This is a genomic window from Aliivibrio kagoshimensis (assembly GCF_050337105.1).
Taxonomy (GTDB): domain Bacteria; phylum Pseudomonadota; class Gammaproteobacteria; order Enterobacterales; family Vibrionaceae; genus Aliivibrio_A; species Aliivibrio_A kagoshimensis.
On sequence record NZ_JAKJSQ010000016.1, the window covers coordinates 1 to 23,862 of the forward strand.

At 41.7% G+C, this 23,862-nt stretch carries 27 protein-coding genes; 6 read left to right on the forward strand and 21 right to left on the reverse strand.

Going from position 1 to position 23,862, the window contains the following annotated elements; genetic code table 11:
• Positions 1–71: 71 nt before the first annotated feature.
• The 7 genes from L4C32_RS07520 to L4C32_RS07550 all read right to left on the reverse strand — a co-directional run bounded on the left by L4C32_RS07520 (position 72) and on the right by L4C32_RS07550 (position 7,358).
• Positions 72–2,342, reverse strand: a complete 2,271-nt coding sequence (locus L4C32_RS07520; protein WP_428196250.1) for a glycoside hydrolase — start codon at positions 2,340–2,342, stop codon at positions 72–74.
• 77 nt (positions 2,343–2,419) lie between these two features.
• Positions 2,420–3,247, reverse strand: a complete 828-nt coding sequence (locus tag L4C32_RS07525) for a DUF2861 family protein (protein WP_428196251.1) — start codon at positions 3,245–3,247, stop codon at positions 2,420–2,422.
• Positions 3,244–3,894: a response regulator transcription factor gene (locus tag L4C32_RS07530; protein WP_428196323.1), complete on the reverse strand. Its 651-nt coding sequence runs from the start codon at positions 3,892–3,894 to the stop codon at positions 3,244–3,246. The genes L4C32_RS07525 and L4C32_RS07530 overlap by 4 nt, the downstream gene beginning before the upstream one ends.
• Positions 3,872–5,275 (reverse strand): ATP-binding protein, encoded by a 1,404-nt coding sequence (locus L4C32_RS07535; protein WP_428196252.1) that lies wholly within the window; start codon positions 5,273–5,275, stop codon positions 3,872–3,874. Before L4C32_RS07535 ends, L4C32_RS07530 begins: the two co-directional genes overlap by 23 nt.
• Before the next feature lie 207 nt (positions 5,276–5,482).
• On the reverse strand, positions 5,483–6,022 hold the full coding sequence (locus tag L4C32_RS07540; RefSeq protein ID WP_428196253.1) for a manganese efflux pump MntP: 540 nt from the start codon (positions 6,020–6,022) through the stop codon (positions 5,483–5,485).
• 224 nt (positions 6,023–6,246) lie between these two features.
• Positions 6,247–6,774 (reverse strand): DEAD/DEAH box helicase family protein, encoded by a 528-nt coding sequence (locus tag L4C32_RS07545; RefSeq protein ID WP_428196254.1) that lies wholly within the window; start codon positions 6,772–6,774, stop codon positions 6,247–6,249.
• Positions 6,775–6,818: 44 nt separating this feature from the next.
• The gene (locus tag L4C32_RS07550; RefSeq protein WP_428196255.1) at positions 6,819–7,358 is read right to left on the reverse strand and encodes a GNAT family N-acetyltransferase; all 540 of its coding nucleotides are present in this window, start codon (positions 7,356–7,358) and stop codon (positions 6,819–6,821) included.
• A 197-nt stretch (positions 7,359–7,555) separates the two neighbouring features.
• Between L4C32_RS07550 and L4C32_RS07555 the strand changes: the two genes are divergently transcribed.
• Positions 7,556–7,984, forward strand: a complete 429-nt coding sequence (locus L4C32_RS07555; protein WP_428196256.1) for a PPC domain-containing DNA-binding protein — start codon at positions 7,556–7,558, stop codon at positions 7,982–7,984.
• Here L4C32_RS07555 and L4C32_RS07560 read toward each other — a convergent pair whose 3' ends face one another.
• Entirely contained in the window at positions 7,985–10,045 is a 2,061-nt protein-coding gene (locus tag L4C32_RS07560) for an alkyl/aryl-sulfatase (protein ID WP_428196257.1), read from the reverse strand.
• A 159-nt stretch (positions 10,046–10,204) separates the two neighbouring features.
• On the opposite strand from L4C32_RS07560, the gene L4C32_RS07565 reads away from it, so the two are divergent.
• A complete protein-coding gene (locus L4C32_RS07565) occupies positions 10,205–11,110 on the forward strand; it encodes a LysR family transcriptional regulator (protein ID WP_428196258.1) in 906 nt (301 codons plus the stop codon).
• Between the two features lie 3 nt (positions 11,111–11,113).
• Here the strand turns inward: L4C32_RS07565 and L4C32_RS07570 are convergent, their stop codons facing one another.
• From L4C32_RS07570 to L4C32_RS07580, 3 genes are all read right to left on the reverse strand, one after another.
• Positions 11,114–11,362, reverse strand: a complete 249-nt coding sequence (locus L4C32_RS07570) for a hypothetical protein (RefSeq protein ID WP_428196259.1) — start codon at positions 11,360–11,362, stop codon at positions 11,114–11,116.
• A 35-nt stretch (positions 11,363–11,397) separates the two neighbouring features.
• A complete protein-coding gene (locus tag L4C32_RS07575; protein WP_428196260.1) occupies positions 11,398–11,799 on the reverse strand; it encodes a glycine zipper family protein in 402 nt (133 codons plus the stop codon).
• Positions 11,800–11,907: 108 nt separating this feature from the next.
• Complete coding sequence (locus L4C32_RS07580; RefSeq protein ID WP_428196261.1) at positions 11,908–12,210, reverse strand: DUF1330 domain-containing protein; 303 nt, start codon at positions 12,208–12,210, stop codon at positions 11,908–11,910.
• Positions 12,211–12,397: 187 nt separating this feature from the next.
• Here L4C32_RS07580 and L4C32_RS07585 point away from each other — a divergent pair, with 187 nt between their 5' ends.
• Positions 12,398–13,588 carry a potassium/proton antiporter gene (locus tag L4C32_RS07585; protein ID WP_428196262.1) on the forward strand — a complete coding sequence of 397 codons (1,191 nt, stop codon included), beginning with the start codon at positions 12,398–12,400 and terminating at the stop codon, positions 13,586–13,588.
• Positions 13,589–13,636: 48 nt separating this feature from the next.
• On the opposite strand, the gene L4C32_RS07590 is transcribed toward L4C32_RS07585, so the two are convergent.
• From L4C32_RS07590 to L4C32_RS07600, 3 genes are all read right to left on the reverse strand, one after another.
• Positions 13,637–14,668: an HlyD family secretion protein gene (locus L4C32_RS07590; RefSeq protein WP_428196263.1), complete on the reverse strand. Its 1,032-nt coding sequence runs from the start codon at positions 14,666–14,668 to the stop codon at positions 13,637–13,639.
• Complete coding sequence (locus L4C32_RS07595) at positions 14,665–14,976, reverse strand: Mg2+ and Co2+ transporter (protein ID WP_428196264.1); 312 nt, start codon at positions 14,974–14,976, stop codon at positions 14,665–14,667. The genes L4C32_RS07590 and L4C32_RS07595 overlap by 4 nt, the downstream gene beginning before the upstream one ends.
• A 139-nt stretch (positions 14,977–15,115) precedes the next feature.
• Complete coding sequence (locus L4C32_RS07600; protein WP_428196265.1) at positions 15,116–15,598, reverse strand: GNAT family N-acetyltransferase; 483 nt, start codon at positions 15,596–15,598, stop codon at positions 15,116–15,118.
• Between the two features lie 190 nt (positions 15,599–15,788).
• On the opposite strand from L4C32_RS07600, the gene L4C32_RS07605 reads away from it, so the two are divergent.
• Positions 15,789–16,949, forward strand: a complete 1,161-nt coding sequence (locus L4C32_RS07605; protein ID WP_428196266.1) for a winged helix-turn-helix domain-containing protein — start codon at positions 15,789–15,791, stop codon at positions 16,947–16,949.
• 62 nt (positions 16,950–17,011) lie between these two features.
• Here L4C32_RS07605 and L4C32_RS07610 read toward each other — a convergent pair whose 3' ends face one another.
• On the reverse strand, positions 17,012–17,224 hold the full coding sequence (locus L4C32_RS07610) for a hypothetical protein (RefSeq protein WP_428196267.1): 213 nt from the start codon (positions 17,222–17,224) through the stop codon (positions 17,012–17,014).
• Positions 17,225–17,381: 157 nt separating this feature from the next.
• Here L4C32_RS07610 and L4C32_RS07615 point away from each other — a divergent pair, with 157 nt between their 5' ends.
• Positions 17,382–17,726: a hypothetical protein gene (locus L4C32_RS07615; RefSeq protein WP_428196268.1), complete on the forward strand. Its 345-nt coding sequence runs from the start codon at positions 17,382–17,384 to the stop codon at positions 17,724–17,726.
• Between the two features lie 18 nt (positions 17,727–17,744).
• Here the strand turns inward: L4C32_RS07615 and L4C32_RS07620 are convergent, their stop codons facing one another.
• The 6 genes from L4C32_RS07620 to nikA all read right to left on the reverse strand — a co-directional run bounded on the left by L4C32_RS07620 (position 17,745) and on the right by nikA (position 23,204).
• Entirely contained in the window at positions 17,745–18,164 is a 420-nt protein-coding gene (locus L4C32_RS07620; protein WP_428196269.1) for a BLUF domain-containing protein, read from the reverse strand.
• 101 nt (positions 18,165–18,265) lie between these two features.
• Complete coding sequence (locus L4C32_RS07625; protein WP_428196270.1) at positions 18,266–19,054, reverse strand: ATP-binding cassette domain-containing protein; 789 nt, start codon at positions 19,052–19,054, stop codon at positions 18,266–18,268.
• Entirely contained in the window at positions 19,047–19,805 is a 759-nt protein-coding gene (locus L4C32_RS07630) for an ATP-binding cassette domain-containing protein (RefSeq protein ID WP_428196271.1), read from the reverse strand. The genes L4C32_RS07625 and L4C32_RS07630 overlap by 8 nt, the downstream gene beginning before the upstream one ends.
• The gene (gene nikC / locus L4C32_RS07635) at positions 19,802–20,629 is read right to left on the reverse strand and encodes a nickel ABC transporter permease subunit NikC (protein WP_428196272.1); all 828 of its coding nucleotides are present in this window, start codon (positions 20,627–20,629) and stop codon (positions 19,802–19,804) included. The genes L4C32_RS07630 and nikC overlap by 4 nt, the downstream gene beginning before the upstream one ends.
• Positions 20,620–21,564 (reverse strand): nickel ABC transporter permease subunit NikB, encoded by a 945-nt coding sequence (gene nikB, locus L4C32_RS07640; RefSeq protein ID WP_428196273.1) that lies wholly within the window; start codon positions 21,562–21,564, stop codon positions 20,620–20,622. The genes nikC and nikB overlap by 10 nt, the downstream gene beginning before the upstream one ends.
• Positions 21,565–21,653: 89 nt before the next feature.
• Positions 21,654–23,204, reverse strand: a complete 1,551-nt coding sequence (gene nikA, locus L4C32_RS07645) for a nickel ABC transporter substrate-binding protein (RefSeq protein ID WP_428196274.1) — start codon at positions 23,202–23,204, stop codon at positions 21,654–21,656.
• 398 nt (positions 23,205–23,602) lie between these two features.
• Here nikA and L4C32_RS07650 point away from each other — a divergent pair, with 398 nt between their 5' ends.
• Entirely contained in the window at positions 23,603–23,854 is a 252-nt protein-coding gene (locus L4C32_RS07650; protein ID WP_428196275.1) for a hypothetical protein, read from the forward strand.
• Positions 23,855–23,862 lie beyond the last annotated feature (8 nt).

The following is a 23,862-nucleotide window of genomic DNA, read 5'->3' on the forward strand; positions in this document are numbered from 1 at the left end:
ATTCAATATAAAAAAAACAACCGCTTGCGAGAAACGGTTGTAAGATTCAATAAAATGGCGCAACTCGCTCTTTATTTTGAACGCCAAAATACAATTTTACCGTTGCTGAGCGTCGCTTTTATCGATAATGGACTAATTTTCATGCTATTTTTTGTAAATAGATTTTCTGAGAAATTGGCAACTATCTTACTTCCATCATCAAAGGTGGTTTGTTGAACATACCCTTTCTGGTCAAGCCAAATAAAGTCGACTAACGTTTTATCCCAAAGTTGTTCATGGATGGGTTGAAATCCATCCTGATAGTGTTTTAAAGCTTGAACCCTCGGCGTTAAGTCTGATGATGCTTCGTCTCTAGTGAGGTGAACCATTGGTGGTGTATTGTAAAGCATAGCCGTTAAATCTCGGTAAGCTTTGACATCTATAAATTTTAGACTATCCGAATGCCAGTGGTGGCTGTTAATGACTTCATCATGAAACACCGTTTGATATAGAGGGATTCTGAACTGAGGAGAAAAGAACAAAGATTTATACGGCTCTTTCACCTGAGCTGGTTTGAAGAAAAAATCGGGCTTGTGATCTGGATACCAACGCCCTAGGTAGTATGGTGACTGAGCGTTTGATTTCATGTCCTTATCTACCCAACCAAATCCAACGGATTCCAAACCATGTGCGAACGAGATTCCTCGAGTTGTTAAGCTGTTACCATCTTCGGATCCTAGTACTAACTGACCCTGCTTTGAGATCCATTCCATTCTGTCATTGAAAGCCTCAAGCATATCTGACTCGTTACTACTATCTCGATAATCTTCTCTACTCATCGCTGTTGCGTCAACATCAATAAATAAACTATTAAAACGTCCATATTTTGCAATATCCAGAACGCGTTTCTTTACGTAATCGAAATGGCAATTTGGATTTAAGTAATAACCATTACCTCTAAATCCTTTTTTCTTACTTTTGTCAGCAAGTTCAATAGCACATTTTTTGCGCATTTTTTCAGGTAATCTAGCGGTCAACCAGTCATCATTTTCTCCAGCAGGTATTGCCGTGTTGTACGAGTCATAAGTCGCAACCAAATACCCTGCATTCTTAGCCATATCTACCACGTCAGGTTGGTAAAAAGCGGGCATCCAGTTGTCAAAACCTAACCATAGCTTGTTTAAACCTGCTTTTTTTAAGTTGGCGACCATATCTAACGACAAGGCCTGGCCCCAACTTTTTGAAGGTTTCAAAAATGGTGAGGCGTGTTCTTCGAGCCAGATTTTTCTCTGCTGTGCGGCATGATATTGAACGGAAATAGTATTGTCAGATAGCGTTGGAATCGGGACATTATACTTAGTATTTAATGACGTGCTAATTGAATCTAATAGCAGTTGTTTATGATATTTGCTGAACCAATCTTTCCCCTTAGATAAAGATTGGAGTTCATTTTTAGCTTCCTTTGGTAGAGAAAGCTTAGATTGTTGAATATACCAATTCTTTAGACCCCACCAATCAGTTACATCTTCAATACTGATAAAGTCCTTGCCAAACAAGTAGACTTGACTTGCTCCAATGATCTTTATAATGTTTGGGTTACGTTTCACTTTTTGGGTGAGCGGATCTGAGATTTTCTTTTCGATTCTCCATTGGCGATATGTTTTTGCACCTTCAAGCCAACTATCCCCAATCGAAATGCTAACGCTAAAAGGCTGTGACTGGTTTAACGAAGTGAAATGATGTTCTGCATACATGTCCACTTTAGAATTCGCCTTCGAGAAATTAAGTTGATTGTTCGTCGCTTCAATTAATTGGTAACTGATATATTTATTCTTTTGTTGCGCTGTCCAGAATGGCATTTTTAGCTCTTGGGTAGTATTAGCCCCTGAATAATTATCAGCTAAGTAGGAGGCCCAAATTTCATTTTTCACAGGGATACGCATCCCTTCACTGAAAGGAAGAAATAAGGTATCAGTACGACCTTCATCTAAGTTAAACCATGCTAAAACAATCGGTCGATTTCGTTTGATTTTCAGATCAGACGGAGCGGTAAAATTGACGATAAGTTCATTTTTTTTCAAAGTTGCATTGACGTGTATTTTACTCGGATTTAGCATCCAACTTGCACTCGTAACAGAACTAACCTCAAGATCAGTTAGCGTTTGATCTTGGTTATTCACTTTTAGGGACGGTGAATTAACTATTAGATTATTCCATTTAATTTGAAAATCTTGAGGGGAAATAGTGACCTGATTGTTTGCCGAACTTAACTCTACGACTACTGCATGTGTTGTCACTGGAAGTAAGATTAGCGATATTGCGAAGAGAAAGCTCTGAATCGATTTTTTATGTGTATTAGGCATTTTTTGACTCCATGAATAACGTTTGAAGTTATTACACATAATTCCGGTTACTAGTTTGTCACCTATTTGTATCCTTTTTACTTGTCTTTATTCTCTGCGGAAAATGGAATCGCAACTCTTTGAATATAATTAATCTTAGAGCCATTCTGATATTCTATTAATTCAACAACCGCACTTAAGTGTTTGGCTTTGTTTGGGTATGGACTTACTTTTGGTATCTCTACATGATTATTTTGAATGGGTACTCTACTTCCTAGCATGTTGTATTGTTCATCAAACCATTGCAAATTGGCGTTCGCTTTAGGGCAACCTAATACGCTTTTTGGTAGCGTGAGAAGCACGCTTGAAGAAGATGGTTTGCTTTTCAGCTTAAGCCAGCGCTTGTTATTGTCCATAGAAGCAATAATAGGGAAGCTGTTTTGTCCAATCTCTAATTGATATACTCCAGAGGGTGGTTTAATAAGCATTTCTTCAGTTTCAATTTCTTGATACTGGTCGTGAGCAATGAATGTTCCATTGAGCAACCTTTCTCCATTAGGGGAAACGAGAGCAATATTTTGAATCACGGAGTTCCTCTCAGAAGATATCTTGAATTGATAGCCCTGTGATGAGAGTCCAAAACGGCGAATAAAACTAATCTGAATATTTGAGAATGTACTGGGATCATTCGTTAGATTTTGACCACATTCAGTTTGGTTAAGGATTTCTTGTTTTACCGTGTTCCAATACTGGCTGTCTAATTGATTCTGTTTTAGTGCAATTTGTAACTCTTGCCATGCAAGTTTTGGCTGTTCATCAATTAAAGCTTGATACGTGTGCTGTAATGGAGAATCAGTGAACCAAGCAGAATGAGTGAAAAAAGGGAGAGTAAGGACTACAATAAGTAGTATTTTTTTTATATTCACTTTATTTCCTCAATTAATCGATAGCCTACACCGCGATGTGTTTCAATATTTAATAGTGGTAACTTTTGGCGAAGACGTAGTATGTGATTGTCAACTGTTCGTGTACTTGGGAAAGCCTGATAACCCCATATTCTATTTAACAGCTCATCTCGGTGAAAAACACGGCCCTGGTTCTGTACAAATAAAACCAATAGCTTAAATTCCTTAGGTTTTAATGCGACAAATGTGCCGTCGAAGAGTGCTTGGCGTTCAGCCAGATGAATCTTGATCTTAGAATAATGGAGATTACAAACTCCTAAAGGGCGAAGCTGAGTAATGACTCGTGCGAGTAACTCATCATTAGAGAAAGGTTTAGTCATATAATCTTTAGCGCCAGCCATCAAACCTTCAATTCGTTGGTCGACGTCAACTTTGGCTGTTAATACAATTACGGGTATTGCCTTTAGTAATAACCAATGTGGGAGATATCGAAGACTGTCACCATCAACTAGCTGCCTATCCAAAATAACAAGATCAGCTCTAAACCATAACGTTTCAACTGCTGTGACATTTTTCGCCCAAAAACATTGATACCCTTTTGATTGAAAGAAAAGAACCAAGCCTTGTCCAAGTAATTCATCATCTTCAATCAACAGAACGGTGTTCATCATATGGAAGCTCCAAAATACAGCGAGTAGGGTGACGTAAAATGATAAATTTACCATCTGCTTTTTTCATAATATGTTTGACTATACTGAGTCCAATACCCATGTTGTTATCATTGGATTTAGGTTGTAAGCGTGAGAGAAAAAGGAGCAGTGGGGAGGGGAATCTCCCTTCATCTTTGACTTCAATGGTGAGTTTATCTGTGAGTTTTGTTGTGACAATAACAACACCTTTACCATGCTGTTTCGCATTTTTTATGAGGTTATCAAGGCAGATGGACAACCAATAGTAAGGTTGATTAAGTTCGATGTCCTGATCCAGTGTATATATTACCCTGTGTTTCCCACACACATAGTTGAGCCACTCGTCCAATGAGGCTCTTTGTGTTAACAATTGCTGTGACTTATCTGCACTTAAATAGATTTTACTGTTTTCAGTTAACTGAGATAATCTTTGATAATCAGATATTAAGCGCCAGACTGCATCTTGAGCATCCTTTGAGAGGTTGTCATACTCGTCCCGAAACATTTCAATTGTGAGTCCAATGCTGGTAATTGGAGTGCGAAGTTCGTGAGTAAGCAATTGTAATATGAAATATTTTTCTTTTCCAAGTTTGCGTTTTAAATACCCGCCTCTAGCTAAAACCATGAGTAATATTATCAAGAAGGCTATAACCAGAATTCGTAACATTAATTGGGATTCAGTTTGCTCGCTAATACACAGGTTACTGTATCTAAATGTGCAACTCTCAGCCTGAAACGTAATATTCAGTTGGTCTGCTATCGGTAACCAATGTGAGGATGTAATTGCCTTCCATCCCTGCTCTCCACTAAGCCACAATGTATTTCCTTCCTGCCATGCACGGTAGCCGTTGAGCAGAGCTTCTCGCCCTTCTGGTGACAAATTTGAAAGCGTTTGGTAAAGCGGATGTTGTGGGTTCGCTATACTTAAGTAGCTTTTGATGTCGTCATATTCGGATGAAAAGCTTTCGAAATAACGGTCAGCAAAACTTCCCCCGGCCGGATGTAATAAGGAATGTGTAGAAAACCAACGTTCGTCTAGAGTCTTACCGCTGCACAATGCCAGTTCAAACGTTATTGAGTCTGACAAATCCTGGTTGTCATGATCATAATACTGACAGCCCTGCCTTACTGATGAAAGTAATGCGATGTCCTGCCATCTAAATTTTGTAAAATTGGGGTAGCGTGAACCATCAAGCAATAACTCACTAGGGTACTGACTTAATTCTTGGTTTAAGACAGTTAACGGTGAGGTGTGCCAACTTTGTTGATAAAAGAGCTGCCATTTACTCTGTAAATTTTGGGCACAGACCGTTACAGGGATAAATAAAATGAAAAAAAGTGCAGAGATACACCAGCGCATCAGATTGCTCTCATAGAGAATAGGCCGATACATTGTAGAGGTTTTTTACATAGGATTGTAATCTATATGTCAACAATGTTTGATATTTAGTTGCGTCATACTAACCCAAGAGAAATGTTCACTTAGTCCTGAGTAGCTGTCATTTAGCGCTTCAGATCGCTTATCATGCAGCACGGCTTCTAGTATATGGGGTATGACATAGGCGCACTACTCTACTAGTATTTTTATACCCATTAAGATAAGTATAATGCCACCCAAGAATTCAGCTTTACTCTCTAACCAAGTACCACTTTTAGAACCAATATACACACCGACCCAACTGAATATAAAAGTCAGGCTGCCAATAAGAAAACAAGCAATAATTGGGCTTACATTCCAAATAGATAGAGTAAAACCAGCTGCCATTGCATCAACACTTGTCGCGATGGCCAGTAATAACATAACTCGGTGAGTTACTTTAGTAATGTCCTCTTCAATCCCTTCAACGAAAGATTCATAGATCATTTTAATGCCGATGAGTAAAAGCAATAAAAATGCGATCCATGAGGCATAAGATGCGACCCAACTTAAAACACCTTTCCCTCCCAGGTAGCCAATTAAAGGCATTAATCCTTGAAATAGCCCAAAGTATACTGCAGACATCAATCCTAAAGGCATGGCTTTACTATTGTGTTTTGCCCCTAACCCAATTGATACCGCAAAAGCATCCATACTTAACGCTACAGCTAAAATAACAACTTCTATCATGTTATGACTCGGCGACCACAGTTTAATACGACGAAGTAAACAATGCGTTTTGCATCTGATCACTCATTTCAATTATTCAGATATTATACCAAGGTACGAGAATTTTAGTACGTTCACCCATATCGTTTGCTTGGAAATCTCTTCAATTTATCCCGTTAGATTTATTAAAATAATAGGTAAGTAACTGGTAAAACGACTAACGTGTATAGGCTTTCACTCTTTCACTAGCCGATATGTTCCACAACCATTTTTGCTACCTGGTTAGGTGTTAGCTCAGTATTATTAATCGAGATAGCATTGGTATGTTGAATCGCATTAAATTTAGTCTCTGTCAGCAGCGTTGACAGGATTTTCGGGCAAGAAATCTTATGTGAATTCACTCTTTCATTACTTTCTGACCTCGCAAGAATTGCGGCATGACTGGGGTTCAAATGAATAGGATAAACCTCAATACCTTGCTCATCGAAGAAATTCAGGTATCTATTAATTTCTATTATCTCGCTCTCGTAACAAATCATATGCGTCATTACTAGATGCGTCACCCCTATTTCCTGAGCTTTCGCCAGCGTTGTTCTTCGGATCTGATTGGTGAAATCAAAGAAATCTTTATCTCCAAATTCCTCATAGATTGATAGACTTAAATCAACGGCTAAATGATTATGAAAGAGTTTATAGCCAAAATGTTCATTCAAAACCTTGGCCACAGTCAGTTTCCCTACCGCCGCCGCTCCGTGCAACCATACTACCTTCATACGAATACCTATTATTGAATACTGATAGAACCTATATGGCCCGCTTAATCTTTAGATAACCCCGTTTTCGCATAAACCACCGTATTGTTCAGTTCCCCCGACGGAAGCCTACGATCATTACGTAAGGTTCCTTCAAAGGCGTATCCACAGCGTTTCGCTATCGACCAACTTTTGATGTTCTCTTCTGCTGCCTTAATTTCTACTCGGTTGGCCTTAAGTTCAACGAATGCCTTTTCCTCTAGCCTGTTAAGTGCTTCGGTCATGTAACCTAAACCTACGCAAGAGCTACGAAGCCAATAACCGATTTCAAAAAATGGCACCGATTTATCGCGAATAATAAGCCCTATCGCTCCAACTAAGCGACCCGAGCACTTTTCGATAATTAAGTGCCGCAGCTCACCTTCGAAATTTTCGAAGTTATTGATAGCGCGTTTCATCTCTTCAATCGACTCTTCTTCAGTCAACGCATACGGCACCCAAGGGAGGTAAACGCTCAGTTCAGACTGACTCTCCACGATGGCTTCGAGCAATTGAGGCTGAAGATCCATTGATGGCGGCACCAACTTGAGTCTTTCCGTTTCCATATAGTTCCTCTTCATTCAATATGCATCAACATACGATCTATACTTAATCGTACGTTATCATACAAATTAATGATAACTAAGGGATTTACACACAATAACGATTATGAATTTCATAAAAGTAGTCCATCGATATGAAAAGTCAATTTCATTTAGTATAAGCTGATCCATTGAACCCTAACCCCTATTGGAACCCAGTTATGCTTTTACCTATCGCGATTCGATTAACTCAAGGGGCTGATTTAAAAAAGTCTATTTCTGAACTTGTTACTCAACACAATATTCAGGCGGGCAATATCGCTTCATGCGTCGGTTGTTTATCTTCAATTACGCTTCGCCTTGCGGGTGCGAAATCCACCTTACAATTGGAAGAGTCATTAGAGATCGTGTCAATCATGGGAACCCTAACGTCGAAACATCAACATATTCATATCTCTGTTTCAGATAGTACTGGCCGCGTGATTGGTGGACATCTATTAGAGGGCAGTGTTATCGACACCACTGCAGAACTGATTATCCATCACTACCCTTCACTGCACTTTTCACGTGAGTTTGATGATACAACGGGGTTTACGGAGTTGGTGGTAAAAAAGGGAGCTCGAAAGCTCCCTTATTCAGTGTGGGTTTGATTAATGTTGATGGTAAAGGTGAGCGTCTACTTCTTGCCCTTTTACTGGACGAGGAACTATCTCAAAAGCGGTATCAAACTCGACCGATGACGCTTTCAGCTTCTCCATCACTTTCGTATTACCTTCAAGACCTGCCGCCTTATTTGCAAACAACTTCTCCAATGTAGTTTGGCCTAACAGTATCTGTGTAATGTCAGATTTGTTGATGTACAGTGTGGCATCCGCGTCTCGAGTCTCATTGACCAATCCGTTACTTAAGTTACCATTCGACATCTCAACAAAGTGGGTCTCATTAATATCTGGGACCACGACATTCATCGTAAACGGTGTGTTTTGCGCAATAGTTGAGTCCACCTTAACGGCCATGTAGTCCAGCAAGTTAGAGACGGTCATTTCAGCTAGCACATCTGGTGATGCCGTTTTCGGTGTTCCCGGTTGTGTGCCAATTCGAAGTTCTTGTGCCCCTGTTAGGTAGGTATTTCTCCAGCCCATGGTTTCTGATTGGTAGCCCAATTGCTCGTAAGTGTCCGCTAAAAGCTGACGTGCTTCACTGTGATTTGGCTCAGCGATAACCACTTTATTCAACACTGTGGCCACGAAACGATACTCACCTTTTTCAAAATCGGCGTGGGCTTTTTTCACGATAACGTCGCCGCCACCCATATAATCCACGAATTTCGCTGACTCTTTGTCCGTTGTAAGTGGGTTTAGGTTGGCAGGGTTCATATCAAAGTAACCCAAATACATGTTGTACACCGCTTTGGCGTTATGACTGTACGAACCGTGGTAACCATTAGTGTGCCACGCTTGTTGAATCGACTCTGGAAGCACCTCAATCACCGCATCACCTATGTCTTGAATGCCAACACCACTGTTCGCTAAACGGAGCGTTTGATTATGAACAAAGCCATAGTTATCACGCTGCATTTTCATGAAATCGGTGACTTCATCGTTGCCCCAGATTGGTGAAGAGTGAGAGCCAAACAGAACATCAATATCCTCACCCCACGCATTGATCATCTCGTTAATGTCTTTTGACCATTTCAGTGCATCACGTACTTTGGCTCCACGTAATGTATAGATATTGTGCATACCGTGATACATCATCTCACCCGTCCACAACGCATTTTTTGATGGGATATAAGTGGCCATGCCTGCGGGTGCTTCTGTACCTGCCGTATCAATGAAGATCATCTCTAATCCATCAATCTTTAGCGTTTCGAACTTGCTATTGTCGTTAATGCTCACATCCGGTGCCACATAGGTGATTTCACCGCTTCCGTACTCATCCGAACTCGTCGACATCGCTTTACCAAGTCCCGCATCAACAATGCCATGCTCATGAGCACCTAATGTTGCACCGTATTGATAAGCAGCACGTCGAGACATCGCATTACCTGCCAATACATTTTCATCGACGGTCTCTTTGGTCATACCCGTTGGTGCATACACTTTTACGTCTGGGAACATCTCTTGAATCGCACGTGATCCCCCGAAGTGATCCGCATGGCTGTGTGAGTAAATCATCGCAACAATCGGCAAATCGCCACCTTCAGGAGTGTTTTCTAAAAAGAATTTCGTTGAGATCTCAGCCGCTTGTTTGGTTAACAGTACATCATAAACAATCCAGCCTGACTCTCCGCGAATAAACGTGATGTTTGATAAGTCCGTACCACGCACTTGGTAGATCCCATCACTCACTTCATACAAGCCCGCTGCCGTATTGTTCACTTGCGCTTGGCGATATAACGAAGGGTTAACTGAATCAGCAATCTTATCTTGACTAATAAAGTCATAATCATTGAGCATGATGTTCGCTGCTGAGTCGTTCAATGCTTTGATCAAACCTTGTTTATTTCTCTCAAATGCATCTCGGTCTTCCCAATTCAATGTCTTATTGACTGCTGCATTTGCATCGATGGTTGCTTGAGTTGCCGCCTTACCGTTAATTTCTAAATCGCCCGATACATGATCATGATCGTGGTTCGCCGCCGTTACAGGAAGAGCAATAATAATTGCTAGGGCAAGGGATGCTTTTTTAGTCGTTAGTCGAATCGTCATAGGTGCCTCTCTCATTACATTCAATTTAAATAAACGGGGTATCTCCGTTTGATGAAATGAGTATATGAGAGAGACACATAACAAAAAATAAAGTAAAATTTAGTAAACACATAACAAATGGTGATGTGTTTACTAAATATCGGAAGGTAAGGAGCCAACATGGACAACAAGCTGGACTTAAATTTGCTGACGGTTTTTCTCGAAGTCTATCGGCTTCAATCCATTACTCTAGCCTCAGATGCTTTAGGAATGACTCAGCCTGGAGTGAGCGGTTCTTTAAAACGATTACAACAACAGCTTGGCGCTGAGCTATTTGTTCGTGAAGGAAGAGGGATTTCCCCTACTCATATTGCCGTTCAACTGGCGGCAGACATTGAACCTGCTTTTCAATCTGTGCACTCTGCACTGGGTAATGTCTCTGATTTTGATCCACACTCAAGCCGAACGTTCACGGTCTATTCAAACGAGCCGATGATGCAACTGCTGCAACAAAAAGTCGAACGGGATCCAACGATGGGAAATTGCGAGATTGAGTTCCACCTGACACCAAATAAAGAGGAGGAGATTCAGCAAAAGCTCAGCTTACAAAAAGCTGACCTTGCTATCGATATCGGTCTGCACACAAACCACACTTACGCAGCTCAAACCTTATTTGAAGAGGATATAGTCTGTATCTGTGCCAATGATCACCACCGCATACAAGGGTCGTTGAGCCAAGCACAATATTACGCAGAAAAGCACATTACGATTAAGGTACGCCGCTCCGAGTTATATGCCGCCGACTACTTCACACAAGAAGCCATTGCACCAAGACGAATCAGTTGTGAGTGCCACTCCTTAATGTCGATGATGGCGTTGGTCTCTACCAGTCAAAGTATTGGAGCAGTAAGCAGCACTCTCGCCAAAGAGTTTAGTAACAACTTTAACCTGCAAGTATTACCCCTACCTTTTATCACCAAACCCGTTGTACATACCATGATGTGGCATAAACGAAACCAGCATCAGCCTGCGCATAAATGGCTTAGAGAAAAGCTGATGGCATTGGCAATAGAAGAGGCTGGTTAAGCATTAATGATAGTCACTAATCTCGGTAAACCACTCGCCAGTAGTACTATTACGAATATCTTTACTAATACGTAGCTGCACCTGTTTTCCAATCAGAGTTCGCGCTTTGTTATACACCTCCTCTGCGCTTAAATAGTATTTTTTTCGATTCATTTTTCTCTGTATACCTTGATCGTTCATCACAATAATATACTGTTCTTCTAGCCTAACTTCGGTTAACTGAGAAAAGTCATTCCACTCAAAATTCAACACAACTGCTCCTTTTTGATGATGGACAAACATTGCCGCTAGTTCAGTGATGCATATCCCCTGCCAGACATACAACTTCTCACAATATTTTTCTTCTTTTCTGCGTTATCTCTCTCTATCGCTTTGCGATTAGCTCGGCCTCCTAACATACCGACACCAACTCCGACAGCGGCTCCTGTTTTAGCAGCACTTGACCCAGAGTTACCGGATATCGAACCAACGGCGGCTCCAGTAGCACCAAGAAGAAGTCCAGTTTTTGCTCCTTGACGCAGTGCACCATCCGCTTCTGTATTGCCAGTTTGATGCGATAGCTGCTCACACTGATGCATGTCTGCCGAAAACTGAGTCTGGTCATATTGCCCAGTATCGTAGATAAGGCCATGAGCTAGGGTAAGTGGAGAGAGAAGGATAGTGGTTATAAACAGTACAATATTTTTCATCTGATCGTCTCGCAGCAGCCATCAAAAGTGATGGTTATAAGCTTACCCATAAGTGCTCAAGATCGATAATGACGAGATGGAATAGAGGTGATAAACAAATCTTATTATTCACCGTTTATCATGCATTGAAATAACCGTTCTACTCGTTACTGAGTCGGAAAAATGTTGATTTTTTATCTCTAGATAGTCCGAATTGGAGAAAAACTCATCCATTATTTTTCTGCTAGGAAATTCAAGAGTAAAAACGCGATTGATAGGGCCGTCTGTTTTTGAAATAAGAACCTCAGAGACAGTAAAATCATAACCAAATGCACCACCGTATGAGGTTAAGATCGGGGTCATAGCCTCTCGGTATCGTTGATACTCTTCTTTATCACTAATATACATTCCCATCACGATTTCAAATGACATTTTTATATTCCCTCTAACATGTGCATGTGACTAAACAAGTGACTAAACAAGTGACTAAACAAGTGACTGACTATAAATCAGCTTGCTATCGATTTATAGCCTTAACTCTCTTATTCAGCATGTCGCTATCTTCTTAAAAATGGTAGAATTCACACTGAAAACACCATTAAAAGACGTAAGGAAGACAATGTCATACCAACTGATATTATTGAGCATCTCTGCACTGATCGCGGTGGGTATTTTACTTCACCACCCCTCTAAGACTCTGGGGATTCCATCGTTGCTTATTTTTATGGGTGTTGGGCTAACAATAGGCAATGGTGAGTTTAACTTCATCTATGACAATTTAGCCATCACCTCGACGGTTGGTACAATTGCCCTCAATATGATTGTGTTTGTTGGTGGCATTAACACCTCAACACAAAGTATCCGTTTGGCTTATAAAGAGGGTGGCGTACTGGCAACCTTTGGCGTGTTTTTTACCACCATTATTTTAGCTGCACTGCTTTACCCATTAACTGACTGGGGCCTTGTTATTTGCCTGCTATTTGCTGCTATTGTCTCTTCCACTGATGCTGCCGCTGTTTTTTCTATTTTGGAATCAAAGAAGCTAAAACTGAAAGAAAAAACAGACACCGTATTAGAATTTGAATCTGCCACAAACGATCCCGTCGCTCTCGTCATGGTAATGATATTGACAGGTATTGCCCTCGCTCCGGATAAAGCGATTTCTGCATGGGAAATAGGACAGACACTTATCCTACAAATTCTATTAGGAATAAGTATTGCCTTTGTTGTCGCTAAAATTGCGGTAATAGCACTCAACCGTATCTCATTAGAAGAGTACGGACTGATCCCCGTTTTTGTACTAGCTTGTTTCATTCTTGCTGCTTATGGCAGTGAGTTTGTAGGAGGCAATATTCTTATCGCGTCTTATGTGGCAGGTGTTGTGATGGGCAATGGCATCAAACGCGGAAAAGAGGTAACCAAACACTTTTTTAATAGCCTTTCTTGGTTGGCACAATCACTGATGTTCATCATTCTAGGCTTGCAGATATTCCCACAGACTCTCTTTTCAGTCTTTGTTTTATCTCTATTACCAGCCGCTCTATTGATGTTTGTTGCCAGACCATTAGCGGTACAGTTATGTTACTTGCCTTTTCGTAAAGCCAGTTGGAAGAAACGTCTATTTATCTCATCGATAGGACTGAAAGGAGCAACACCCATTGTCTTTTCTCTCATCCCAGCAGCCGCAGGAGTGGATGGTGCCATTGAACTCGTTCATGTTGTGTTCTTTATCGTGATGTTTTCTATCGTGTTACAAGGGGCGGCGATTGAGCCACTAGCGAAGAAACTTAAATTGAACAATGATAGCTAAAGGGAATAATAAGTAAGGGAACAGAATGGTTCCCTTAAAATAGAAGAGTTATAACGCTTGGAGATAAGATTTCACCGCAGTTAATCGCACGGTCGCACCGCCAATGATATCTAAGAAGCCAAGCATAGAGTGCGGCTTATCCGCACTGATCCATGCAGAACCGGTAGCACCAATCGGCATTTTATCCATCGTAACGGTATCCATTTCAAGAATCACGGTACGCCCTACCGGCGCAGAACCGCGCTGAATATGCTGAGAGACAAACTGCTCTTGTGGTAGCAAACCACCCTGTGCTTCTCCAGTTGCCTGTACCACGCTGTGCACTCTCGCTCTGAATATTTCTCCAGGATAAGCATTCACATAAAACTCGCTAAACTGACCCGCTCGAATGTTTTTATACGCTTGATCAGGAATACGCATTTCAACAAACTTTTTACTGGTATCCCAAAGATGTAATGATCCGATTCGTGACCCATTAGCAATGAATACATGAGTTATCATGCCATCAAAAGGGGCATCAACCGTTAAACGCGATAACTCAAACTCTAAATGAGCCAGCTTTGCCTCTAAACCTTGTTTTTTGGCATCCAATATTGCCAGTTCGGCTTTTAGTGTCTCAACCAAATCTGCAGATTGCTCAAGATCTTTAATCGACACATGCGATTGCATTCCTTGATTTCGTAAATGGTCTCGTTCTGCTTGGTTAAGTGATACGTTTGCAGCGTCTATGGTTCTATCTACCTCTAATTGAGCTGACTCTACTTCAGAAATTGCGGCAGTAATCTTGTCATCTTTAAGCACATAGAGAACGTCACCTTTTTTAACATGTTGATTATGATCGACGAAGATCTCATCAATATGTTGTCCAATAGCAGGAGATAACACAGCATGTGGTGCTTTAACTGTCGTTGAGTTGGTTAAGTCTGCTGGAGAATAGAATCTATGGCCAAAAAACAGAGCCAATGCCAATACCACACCGACAAATACCGTGACAAAATAGTTACCCGCGGTGCGTTTTAGGACCTTAAATTTAAATAAAAGCCAAATAATCAAAATATAGGGAAGCATTATCTCTTTCATGATCGTGCCCCTTTTAACCAGTGCTGAACTTTGTCCCAATCAGTCACTATGGCCAATACTGCCAATACCCATAGCGGCTTCCAAACTAAACCTAACACACACAACCAGAATACGAGTTTCGCTTGGGCTAACCCTTTCTCTTTTGCTAAATGTTTTGGGATGGAGTGAATGTGCCAAAGCTTAGCTGCTATCCATGCAAAAATTCCAACTGTTATCAAGACAATAAGCCACATAAACCCGATAGAATCTAGTAACTTATAAACTGAAGGTAATGACTCATAAGTCAGTGTTGTGTCGTGAATTTGCATTGTGTCACCTCTACATGCGGGGTAATCAAGAAAGAGTTACTCTCACATCAATGGTAACAACCATAATTAGCTAGTGATAATGACCTTGGGGAATGGCTGTATTAACCTTAAGTTATCAACCCTTCTCCACCAATAAATACTACAGCATCTTCAACATCCAGACATCACATCCGTTATGCACGGTTCCTTCAAGCGGCTGTGGTAAGTGACTAAACCCCATTTTTTCGTACAGTCGCACTGCTGAGGCCATGTTAGAGAGCGTATCTAAGTAACATTGAGTAAAACCTTGCTGCTTGGCAAATTCAATACACGCTAAGCTCAGTTGTTTACCAAGCCCTAGTCCTCGGCTCTCCTCAAGTAAAAACAGTTTTTTCAACTCACAGGTAGTGTCGCTATCACCAAACGGAGCCACACCACAGCCGCCGACTACTTTTCCATTCAACACGGCAACCAAATAGAGACTTCGATGTTCAAGGGTGTAATACTCACTCATAGTATCAACTTCAGCATCAGAAGGGCCGAATCCTTCCCCGATGGCACCGTACTCTTCTCCTACTTGTTTAATCACGAGGCTTAAATCGTGATCATGTCGCACTGATACGGTTTCTATCTTAAGATCCATTGAACTCTCCTAATAAACTCACGCCATTCTACCTTTTCTAAATCATACCTAAATAGCTAGACTCGTAAGTAATTTTTAATCCATAAGTGCGTTTGCATACAAACTTCTGATATTTTTTTGCCTTTTGTAGACCCACTCATACAATGAGCTAGTCATACATTATGTACTCTTTATAGCGAATTGGATCATCATGCAATCACTCTCGTTACCGCAAGCACGAAAATTAGCACTACTTTCGCAAGGTCTTCCTGTGAGATCATCATTAGGCACTGCGTGCTCAAAAACCCTTGCTGTCTTTGAACAACTTGGTTACGTTCAAATAGATACGATTTCCGTGGTACAGCGAGCGCACCACCACACACTTTGGAACCGCAACCCAAGTTATCAAACCAGCCACCTCGATCAACTCGTTACTGATAAAAAAGTCTTCGAATATTGGTCCCACGCAGCAGCTTACCTACCAATGAGAGACTACCGATTTAGCTTACCTCATAAAGCAGCCATTAAATCAGGTCTGGCTAATCACTGGTATAAAAAAGACCATGCACTCATGGCCGATGTTCTCAAACGAATTGAATCTGAAGGGCCAGTGATGGCGAAAGATTTTGTCTCTAAAAATAATAAAAGTAACGGTTGGGGTAGCAAACCGGCCAAACGGGCTTTAGAGACCTTATACATGCAAGGCGATTTGATGATCCCCGAACGTCGACATTTTCATAAAGTGTATGATTTAACACAGAGAGTCCTTCCAAACGACATCAATACCTCAATGCCAACAGAGCAAGAGCATGGAGAGTTTTTGGTGCTTAGTTACTTAAGAGCCCACGGTTTTGGCACATTAACAGAAATAAATTACCTGCTCAAAGGGGTAAAAACACAGATCAACCAAACCTTAAATGAACTGTGTGAAAAAGGCGAGATAGAGACAATTTCTATTGAGGGAGAAACCTATTTCGCAAGCACAGATACGTTATCCATACTCAATAAACGCCTAAATAAACAACAAGCTAAGATTTTATCGCCTTTTGATAACCTGCTTATTCAGCGCAAACGAGCCAGCTCAATTTTCAATTTTAATTACTTGATCGAGTGCTATGTTCCAGCAGCAAAAAGAGAGTTTGGTTATTTTTGCTTACCCATTCTTTGGGATGGTAGGCTGGTAGCAAGGGCGGATTGTAAAGTGGATAAACAGACCGCCACGTTAACGGTTATTCATCTGTTCATCGAATCTTCATTGCAAACCAAAGCCCCTTTTTTAGCGGCCTTAGAAGAGGAGCTCAGCCTCTTTTCTGCCTTTAATCAGTGCAGCAGTTATCGCATCGATAAAGTGACTTCGCGATTAAGTGAATGAATAAGGCTGTCGCATATCTTCAATACAAGGATATGCTTCTACTCTATATTTGCCATTCACTCCTAACTTGGAAGGCAAAACCCCATCATTTGAGTATCTGGCATCATCTCTATCATGATGGTTTGTTGATAGAGTGGGGACAGGTAAACGTTCGGTTTATTATTCGGTTGAAAACTAAAAATCACATCCTGACAACCATCAGGTATCACATAAGCACGTCGATACTCTGTTGGGTTCGAATGCCATATGTCGATGATGTTTTCATGATTCATCACGTTATCATCCAACCTTTATCCGTTTTCAAGTCAGTGAACATTAACCATACCAGAGCACGCTTTTTTCAAACAATTGTAGTTCACCGCTAAATTAAGACAAGCTGCATTTTTTTCGCTATTATCTTCCTATATTTTAATAACGCAGTGACAAAATATCATGAGAATCTCCGTTGACGGCGGCTCTTTTAAAATCGCGATTGAAACCGAATATGCTGGCTTAATTGCTGAAGCCACCGACATCTTCCACGAAACGCGTCAACAAGCAGAGTCGAATGATAAAGCGATATTACGGTTTCTACAGATCATCATTGAACACCGTGATGAAGATGATGCCATAGGTTACGCAGTGCTTGGTTTATTGGGTTGGTATAATGAGGTTATTAACCCAGTAGAAGATAAAGACATCGAGTTAAACATCGCAAAGATATTACCTCATCTGATTAACCCAACCGGTGACCTCACGGCGACCAGTGCCAATGAAGTGAATACCTTTAAGCACTAGAGAAGAATGATAAAAGCGCTACTCAGATGGCAAGCTCTGTTTTAACGTTAACAGCATGCGATAAGCGCTTTCACCCGACATCTCATATGGACGAAATTCATCACTTCCTCCAAATTGTAACTTTAATAATCCTGTTAAATTTGATTGCGGAATATTGCCCATTGACCAGTCACCAAACTCTCTTTCATTAATCTCTTGGTAATAGAGAATGACAATATTGGTGTGCTTCTCATCTTTAAGGATACGGTTGAAGGTGCGATTCACTTCTGCCCTAGAGCCTTCTAAACACTGCAAATAATATTTATGCGTGAAACTTAAAAGCCCAGTTACATAGCCCTTTTTATTGTTTTTCCGTGATGAAATTAAAATACCGTCAAGGGTATCAGGGGTCACTTTGTCTGTTGCCGTACTCACGTAAATCAATCGGGTTAAGAACATAGTTATCACTTTAATGTAGACATAAAGGTACTTTAAAATATAAACGATACCGCCAAAAAAGCGAATAGCAGCTCATTAACCCGCTGCATTTGCGTCTGAACTTAACCCATAGGCATGGCAGGCAAAATAGCATCATTGAGCATTTTTCCCATACTGCTTTGCCATGGTTCGACACTTTGTGCAGGACGACTCTCCACAATTTTTCCATCATCAAGCACAATGACTCGATGGCAAAAGAGATCAACCAAACGTAGATCATGCGTAATAAGCAAAAAAGCGGTTCCCAGCTCACGCTGAATCGACTGTAACAGCTCAATCATCTGCTGCTGCAGGACAAGATCTAGGCTAGATAGCGACTCATCAAGAGCAATCAATTTAGGACGAACAGCCAAAGCACGTGCGATACCAACGCGTTGTAATTGGCCACCACTAAGCTGGCCAGCGCGACGTTTTAATAGTGTTGTATCCAAACCAACTTGTCGCATCAGCGTCTTACTTTCTGATGCAATTTCACTTTTACTAAGCTGACGTAAATAACGCAACGGTTCTGCCAAAATTTGTTCAACCCTTTGTCTTGGGTTGACCGCTCCGATCGCATCTTGAAAAACAAGCTGAACGTGTTGACGATACTCTCGCCATTGAGCCCCAGTAAAGGAGGCGATCTCTTTCCCTTGATGAAGAATACGCCCATCACTGCACGGCTCCAGACCTAATATTAAGCGACAAAGGGTACTTTTCCCGCTACCACTAGCCCCTACAAGTGCTAGGGACTCTCCATGATGAATATCCAGATGAATATCCGTCAATACTTGCTTGCTCTTTTGACGACTCAATAGCCCTTGAGCGTGATATCGCTTTGCTACCCCTTGTACTGATATAAATTTATCCATAGCTGTGTTCCTTGTATAACGAGAGGTGAGCATCTAACAGCGATTGTGTTGCGGGGTGACTTGGGCGATGGAAGATTTGAGTGACCGACCCTTGTTCCACTATTGCACCCTCCGACATCACAGCAACACGATCAGCAAGCCGCGCAACAACGCCAAAATCGTGAGTCACAAGTAACACGCCTAAATTACGTTTCTTGCTGATGGCTTCTAAACGATTAAGAACATGAGCTTGTACCACCAAATCAAGGTCAGTGGTTGGCTCATCAGCCACCAATAGCTCCGCGCCACTCACTAATGCTAAAGCCAACATCATTCTTTGCAACATACCCCCACTCATTTGGAATGGGTATAAGTTCAGTGTGGTTTCCCACTCCTGCAACCCGGCATCTTGCATCGCCTCAACTAAGGTATTCTCATTATATTTTTGACCGCTAGCCTGCATGGTCTCGACACCATGATGCTTCATAGTTTGCAATGGATTAAACGCACTGACTGGGTTTTGCATAATGCAGGTTATGCGTTTGCCACGTATTGACGCCATATCAATTTTTATTCCATCAAGAGTGATATCACCGCTGCGTTTAAGACCTGATGGCAACAGATCAAAAATAGCGGAACAGGTCATTGATTTTCCAGATCCACTCGCTCCAATCAGCGCTAAAACAGAGCCAGATTCAATCGATAGGCTGACATTGTTCACTAATGTAGTAGAAGATGTGATCACACTGAGGTCAGTTAATTCAAGCTTCATCCGCTGTGCTCCAAATTTGGATCGAGTTTATCGCGCAGTGCATCACCGAGCAGATTAAAAGACATCACACTGATTAAAATGGCCAGACCTGGCCAAATGACTAATAGAGGATTCGTCCAGATAAACTGTCGTGCATCGTTGATCATGACTCCCCACTCTGGTGTCGGTGATTGAACCCCTAAGCCAAGAAAACTCAAACCTGAAACGTGCAACATCACATGGCCAATATCCAACGTTGCCAGCACCATTAATTGCACCATGATGTTCGGCAATATATGCACACGAAAACGAGCAAAAGGTGGCACCCCCGCCAATTTAGCGGCCTGTAAATAATCACTGTGCCTAACGGTGAGTACCAGGCTCCTCGAAATACGCGCATACCAAGCCCAGTGTGTAACCGCTATCGCGATAATGACATTGACTAACCCAGTACCGAGAATAGCGACCATAAATAGAGCCAGCACAACCGTTGGGAAAGTCATAAATACATCACAAGTGCGCATAATAACCTGATCCGTTCTGCCTCCGACAAACCCGGCAAGACCACCAAGACCAACCCCGATAATGAGCATTAATGTCAGCGTGACAAAAACGGCACCAAGAGAGACAGAGGTTGCTGTCACAAGACGGGAAAACATGTCGCGACCAAGGTGATCGGTCCCTAAGAGATGCACACTACTCATCCCTTGCAAACGTTGCGTTAAATCGATCGAATTAGGGTCATAGGGCGAAAACCAAGGAGCAAAAACAGCAACGACCATAAGTAGTGAAAGGGAGATAAAACCAAGCAATGCACTAACGGACATACCTCTAATTATTGACATTCAACTGCCTCCAAGCGAATTCGGGGATCAAGCCACGCGTAGATAATATCGATCACCAAGTTACAAAAGATAAAAATGGTGGTCATCATTAAGGTAAAACATTGAATAACTGGATAATCATTATTACTGATTGCCGTAATAGCGTAGCGCCCTACCCCCGGCCAACTGAAAATACTTTCGACGATCAAAGACCCACCAATAAGCTCACCAATATGCATACCAGCAGCAGTTACGATAGGAAGTAAGCTGTTACGTAAAATATGGGTTCGTTCGACACGCCGCGGTGAAATACCTCGCATTCGAGCATAACGAACATGCCGTTGACCACTCACTTCTAACATGCTAGCTCGTAATAACCGAGCATTGATACACAGGGACATAAACGCAATCGCCACAGCAGGCAACAGCATATGTGACAAGCCGCCATAACCCATGGGCGGTAACCACTTCAAGTGAATGGAGAATAGAAGCACCAACAAAAATCCTAACCAGAAGTTTGGAATTGAAACGCCAATAAACGCTAAGCCTCGAATGGTAAAATCTGGCCATTTATCACGATACCGCGCCGCCCAAATCGCTAACGGAATAGAGAGGACGAGCGTCAGCAGTAATGCAAATGACGCTAACTTGAGGGTGGCGGGTAGATAATAGAGAAGATCGCCAAGAACGGGGCGACTTGTCATGTAAGACACACCGAAATCTAAATGAATGGCTCCATTAAACCAGTCAAAGTACTGCTCCCATAACGGCTTATCAAGACCTAAGAAACGCTCCGCGTCGATAATAGCTTGATCGGTTAACGGTATATTTGCCGCACGTAAGTAGGCAAGGGCAGGTTCAGCGCCACTCAAACGCAAGAATAAAAAGATGATTAACGATACTGCCCACAGTAACGGAGGTACAAGCAGCAAACGCCGTATAACAAAAGATAACATGATGATTCCTTCACCAAATAGAGCACTGACACATGGTAGTATCGATCACAAATAAGCGCTTTGGTCGACACTACCTATGCGATTAGTGATTATTGGAACTGCTCAAATGGAATATCAAACACCGTTGAGCCCATAGAGAACTTCCCGAGTTTCTTGGAAGCTACACCAGTAATACGCATATAGGTGATCGGTAGGTATACGGCTTCGTCATGCAACGTGTTCAAGAGCGTCGAGTACAGATTTTTTCGCTCAGTTTCACTGGTACTTGACAAAATCGCATCAATATTACGGTCAATATCCGCTTTGTTAGATAGGCCTGCTTGAGCCATATAATCCGCGTGGGATGGATGTCGCATTCCGCTAACAAACGAGTGCGGATCATAAGGTGATCCCCAAGTATTATTGAAGATTAAATCGAACTCTCCCCCTTTTTGTCGCTTATAAAAACGGCTTCGTTCTTCAGCGGCCAATATTAACTTCACCCCCGCATCTTTAAAGTTGGCTTGCAGTACCTCGGCAATCGCTTTTTGGTTAGCGTCATGCCCGTGATATACCAATTCAAGCTCAAGCACTTCACCCTGTTTGGTACGGTATGTTTTCCCTTCCGACAGCGTCCACCCCGCGTTATCCAACAGCTTCTCAGCATGCTTTCTGCTGTGTTGGTATGTCGTGAGCGCAACGTCCGCATAGGGCACATTTTTAGCGAACAAACTATTGGCGGGAGATTCAGTACCGTAAAAAATACCTTTTGAGATCCCTTCACGATCAATCGCATAATTGAGGGCGATTCGTACCTCACGCTCTTGTGTCGCTGATCGTGCGCTGTTCATTGCAATGAGACGAGTTGAAATTGGATCAGATAATCCCGTATGCAGAGAAGGGTTCTTGCGAAAGCGATCAAAGGAATCTGGAGAAATCTGACCTTCCAAACCATAAATTAAGTTAACCATGCCGCTTTCAAAAGCCAGTGCACGAGCATTAGGATCGGCAATGACGGCAACCTCTACTTGTTCATGTTCCGGTGTCTGTCCCCAGTAGTGAGGGTTGCGAACGAAGGTATCTTTCACTCCTAAAACCGTTGAATCAAGCATCCAAGGACCTGTTCCAACTGGTGCATTAATACCATCACCAGTATGTCCTTTTTTCGGCATGGCTGATGGAGCCATAAATCGTACAGGGCGAACTAAAGATAACTCTTGTAACGTTGGATAATACGCACTCTTTAAAACCAAGTTGACCGTTAACTCATCCACCACATCAACATGATCAATTTTCTTAATTAGCTCTAACCAACGATGCTTTTCAAAGTTCATGAGGACTTGTTCAAAGTTTGCTTTCACAGCTTGCGCATTGAAAGGTTCACCATTTGAAAACTTCACCCCTTCTCGCAACCTAAACGTATATTGAGTACCATCTGGTGAAATACCCCACGATGTTGCCAACCAAGGGATGAGTTTTCCACCTTGACTATATTTGACCAAAGGTTCATAAACCATCGCTTGGGCATACATTTGATTTGGGGACGTCTGGTGGGGATTAATAGGCCCAGCGTTTACTGTCCAAGAGAAATTAATGTTAGCAGCACTAGTAAAGCTAATAGTACTCAATACTAAACACAGCAGATATCCGATAAATTTCATTTTCACTCCTTTGGTATAAGAACATTAAGTGTTACGTTATAACATAACAGAGAGCCACGCAACACATAATACAAATGATAATGGTTATCATTATTACGTGCACGCAAAAAAGAGTCAACCGTATTTTACCTATAATTCAATAGAATAGAGTCAGAAAAGAAAATATTCATTCATCTGAATGCGCCGAATGGCAATAAAAAAAGCACCTACCAAATGGCAGGTGCTTCGCAATAAAAGTTTATTTGGAGTGTCGAAAATGTGATTACATTCTTTTCTTAAACTTACGTGATGCCACTCCTAACAACCCAAATATAAAAAGAGCAAATATAGAGTTGCATTGGGAAGGTAAATATCGCAACATTTCGCCAATTTCAATTTAGCTCAGCAGAGATACCAATATGAACAATGACGCAGACATCATCGCCAACCTTAAAGAATTAGAATCCTTTATCACTGCAGTAGAAAATGGAGTTTATGGGTTAACGAATGTAGCAGGGTTGGCAATGGCAACCAGTAATAAAGACGGTCGTCGTTTTGTGGCCGTTCTGGATGATAAGCATCAGTTACTATTATCACGTTGGGTGACAGAAGAAGTGTTCCAAACCGGTCAAGATATCGTGCGCAATGGACCAAGCCATACTACCCACTAGAACCAAGA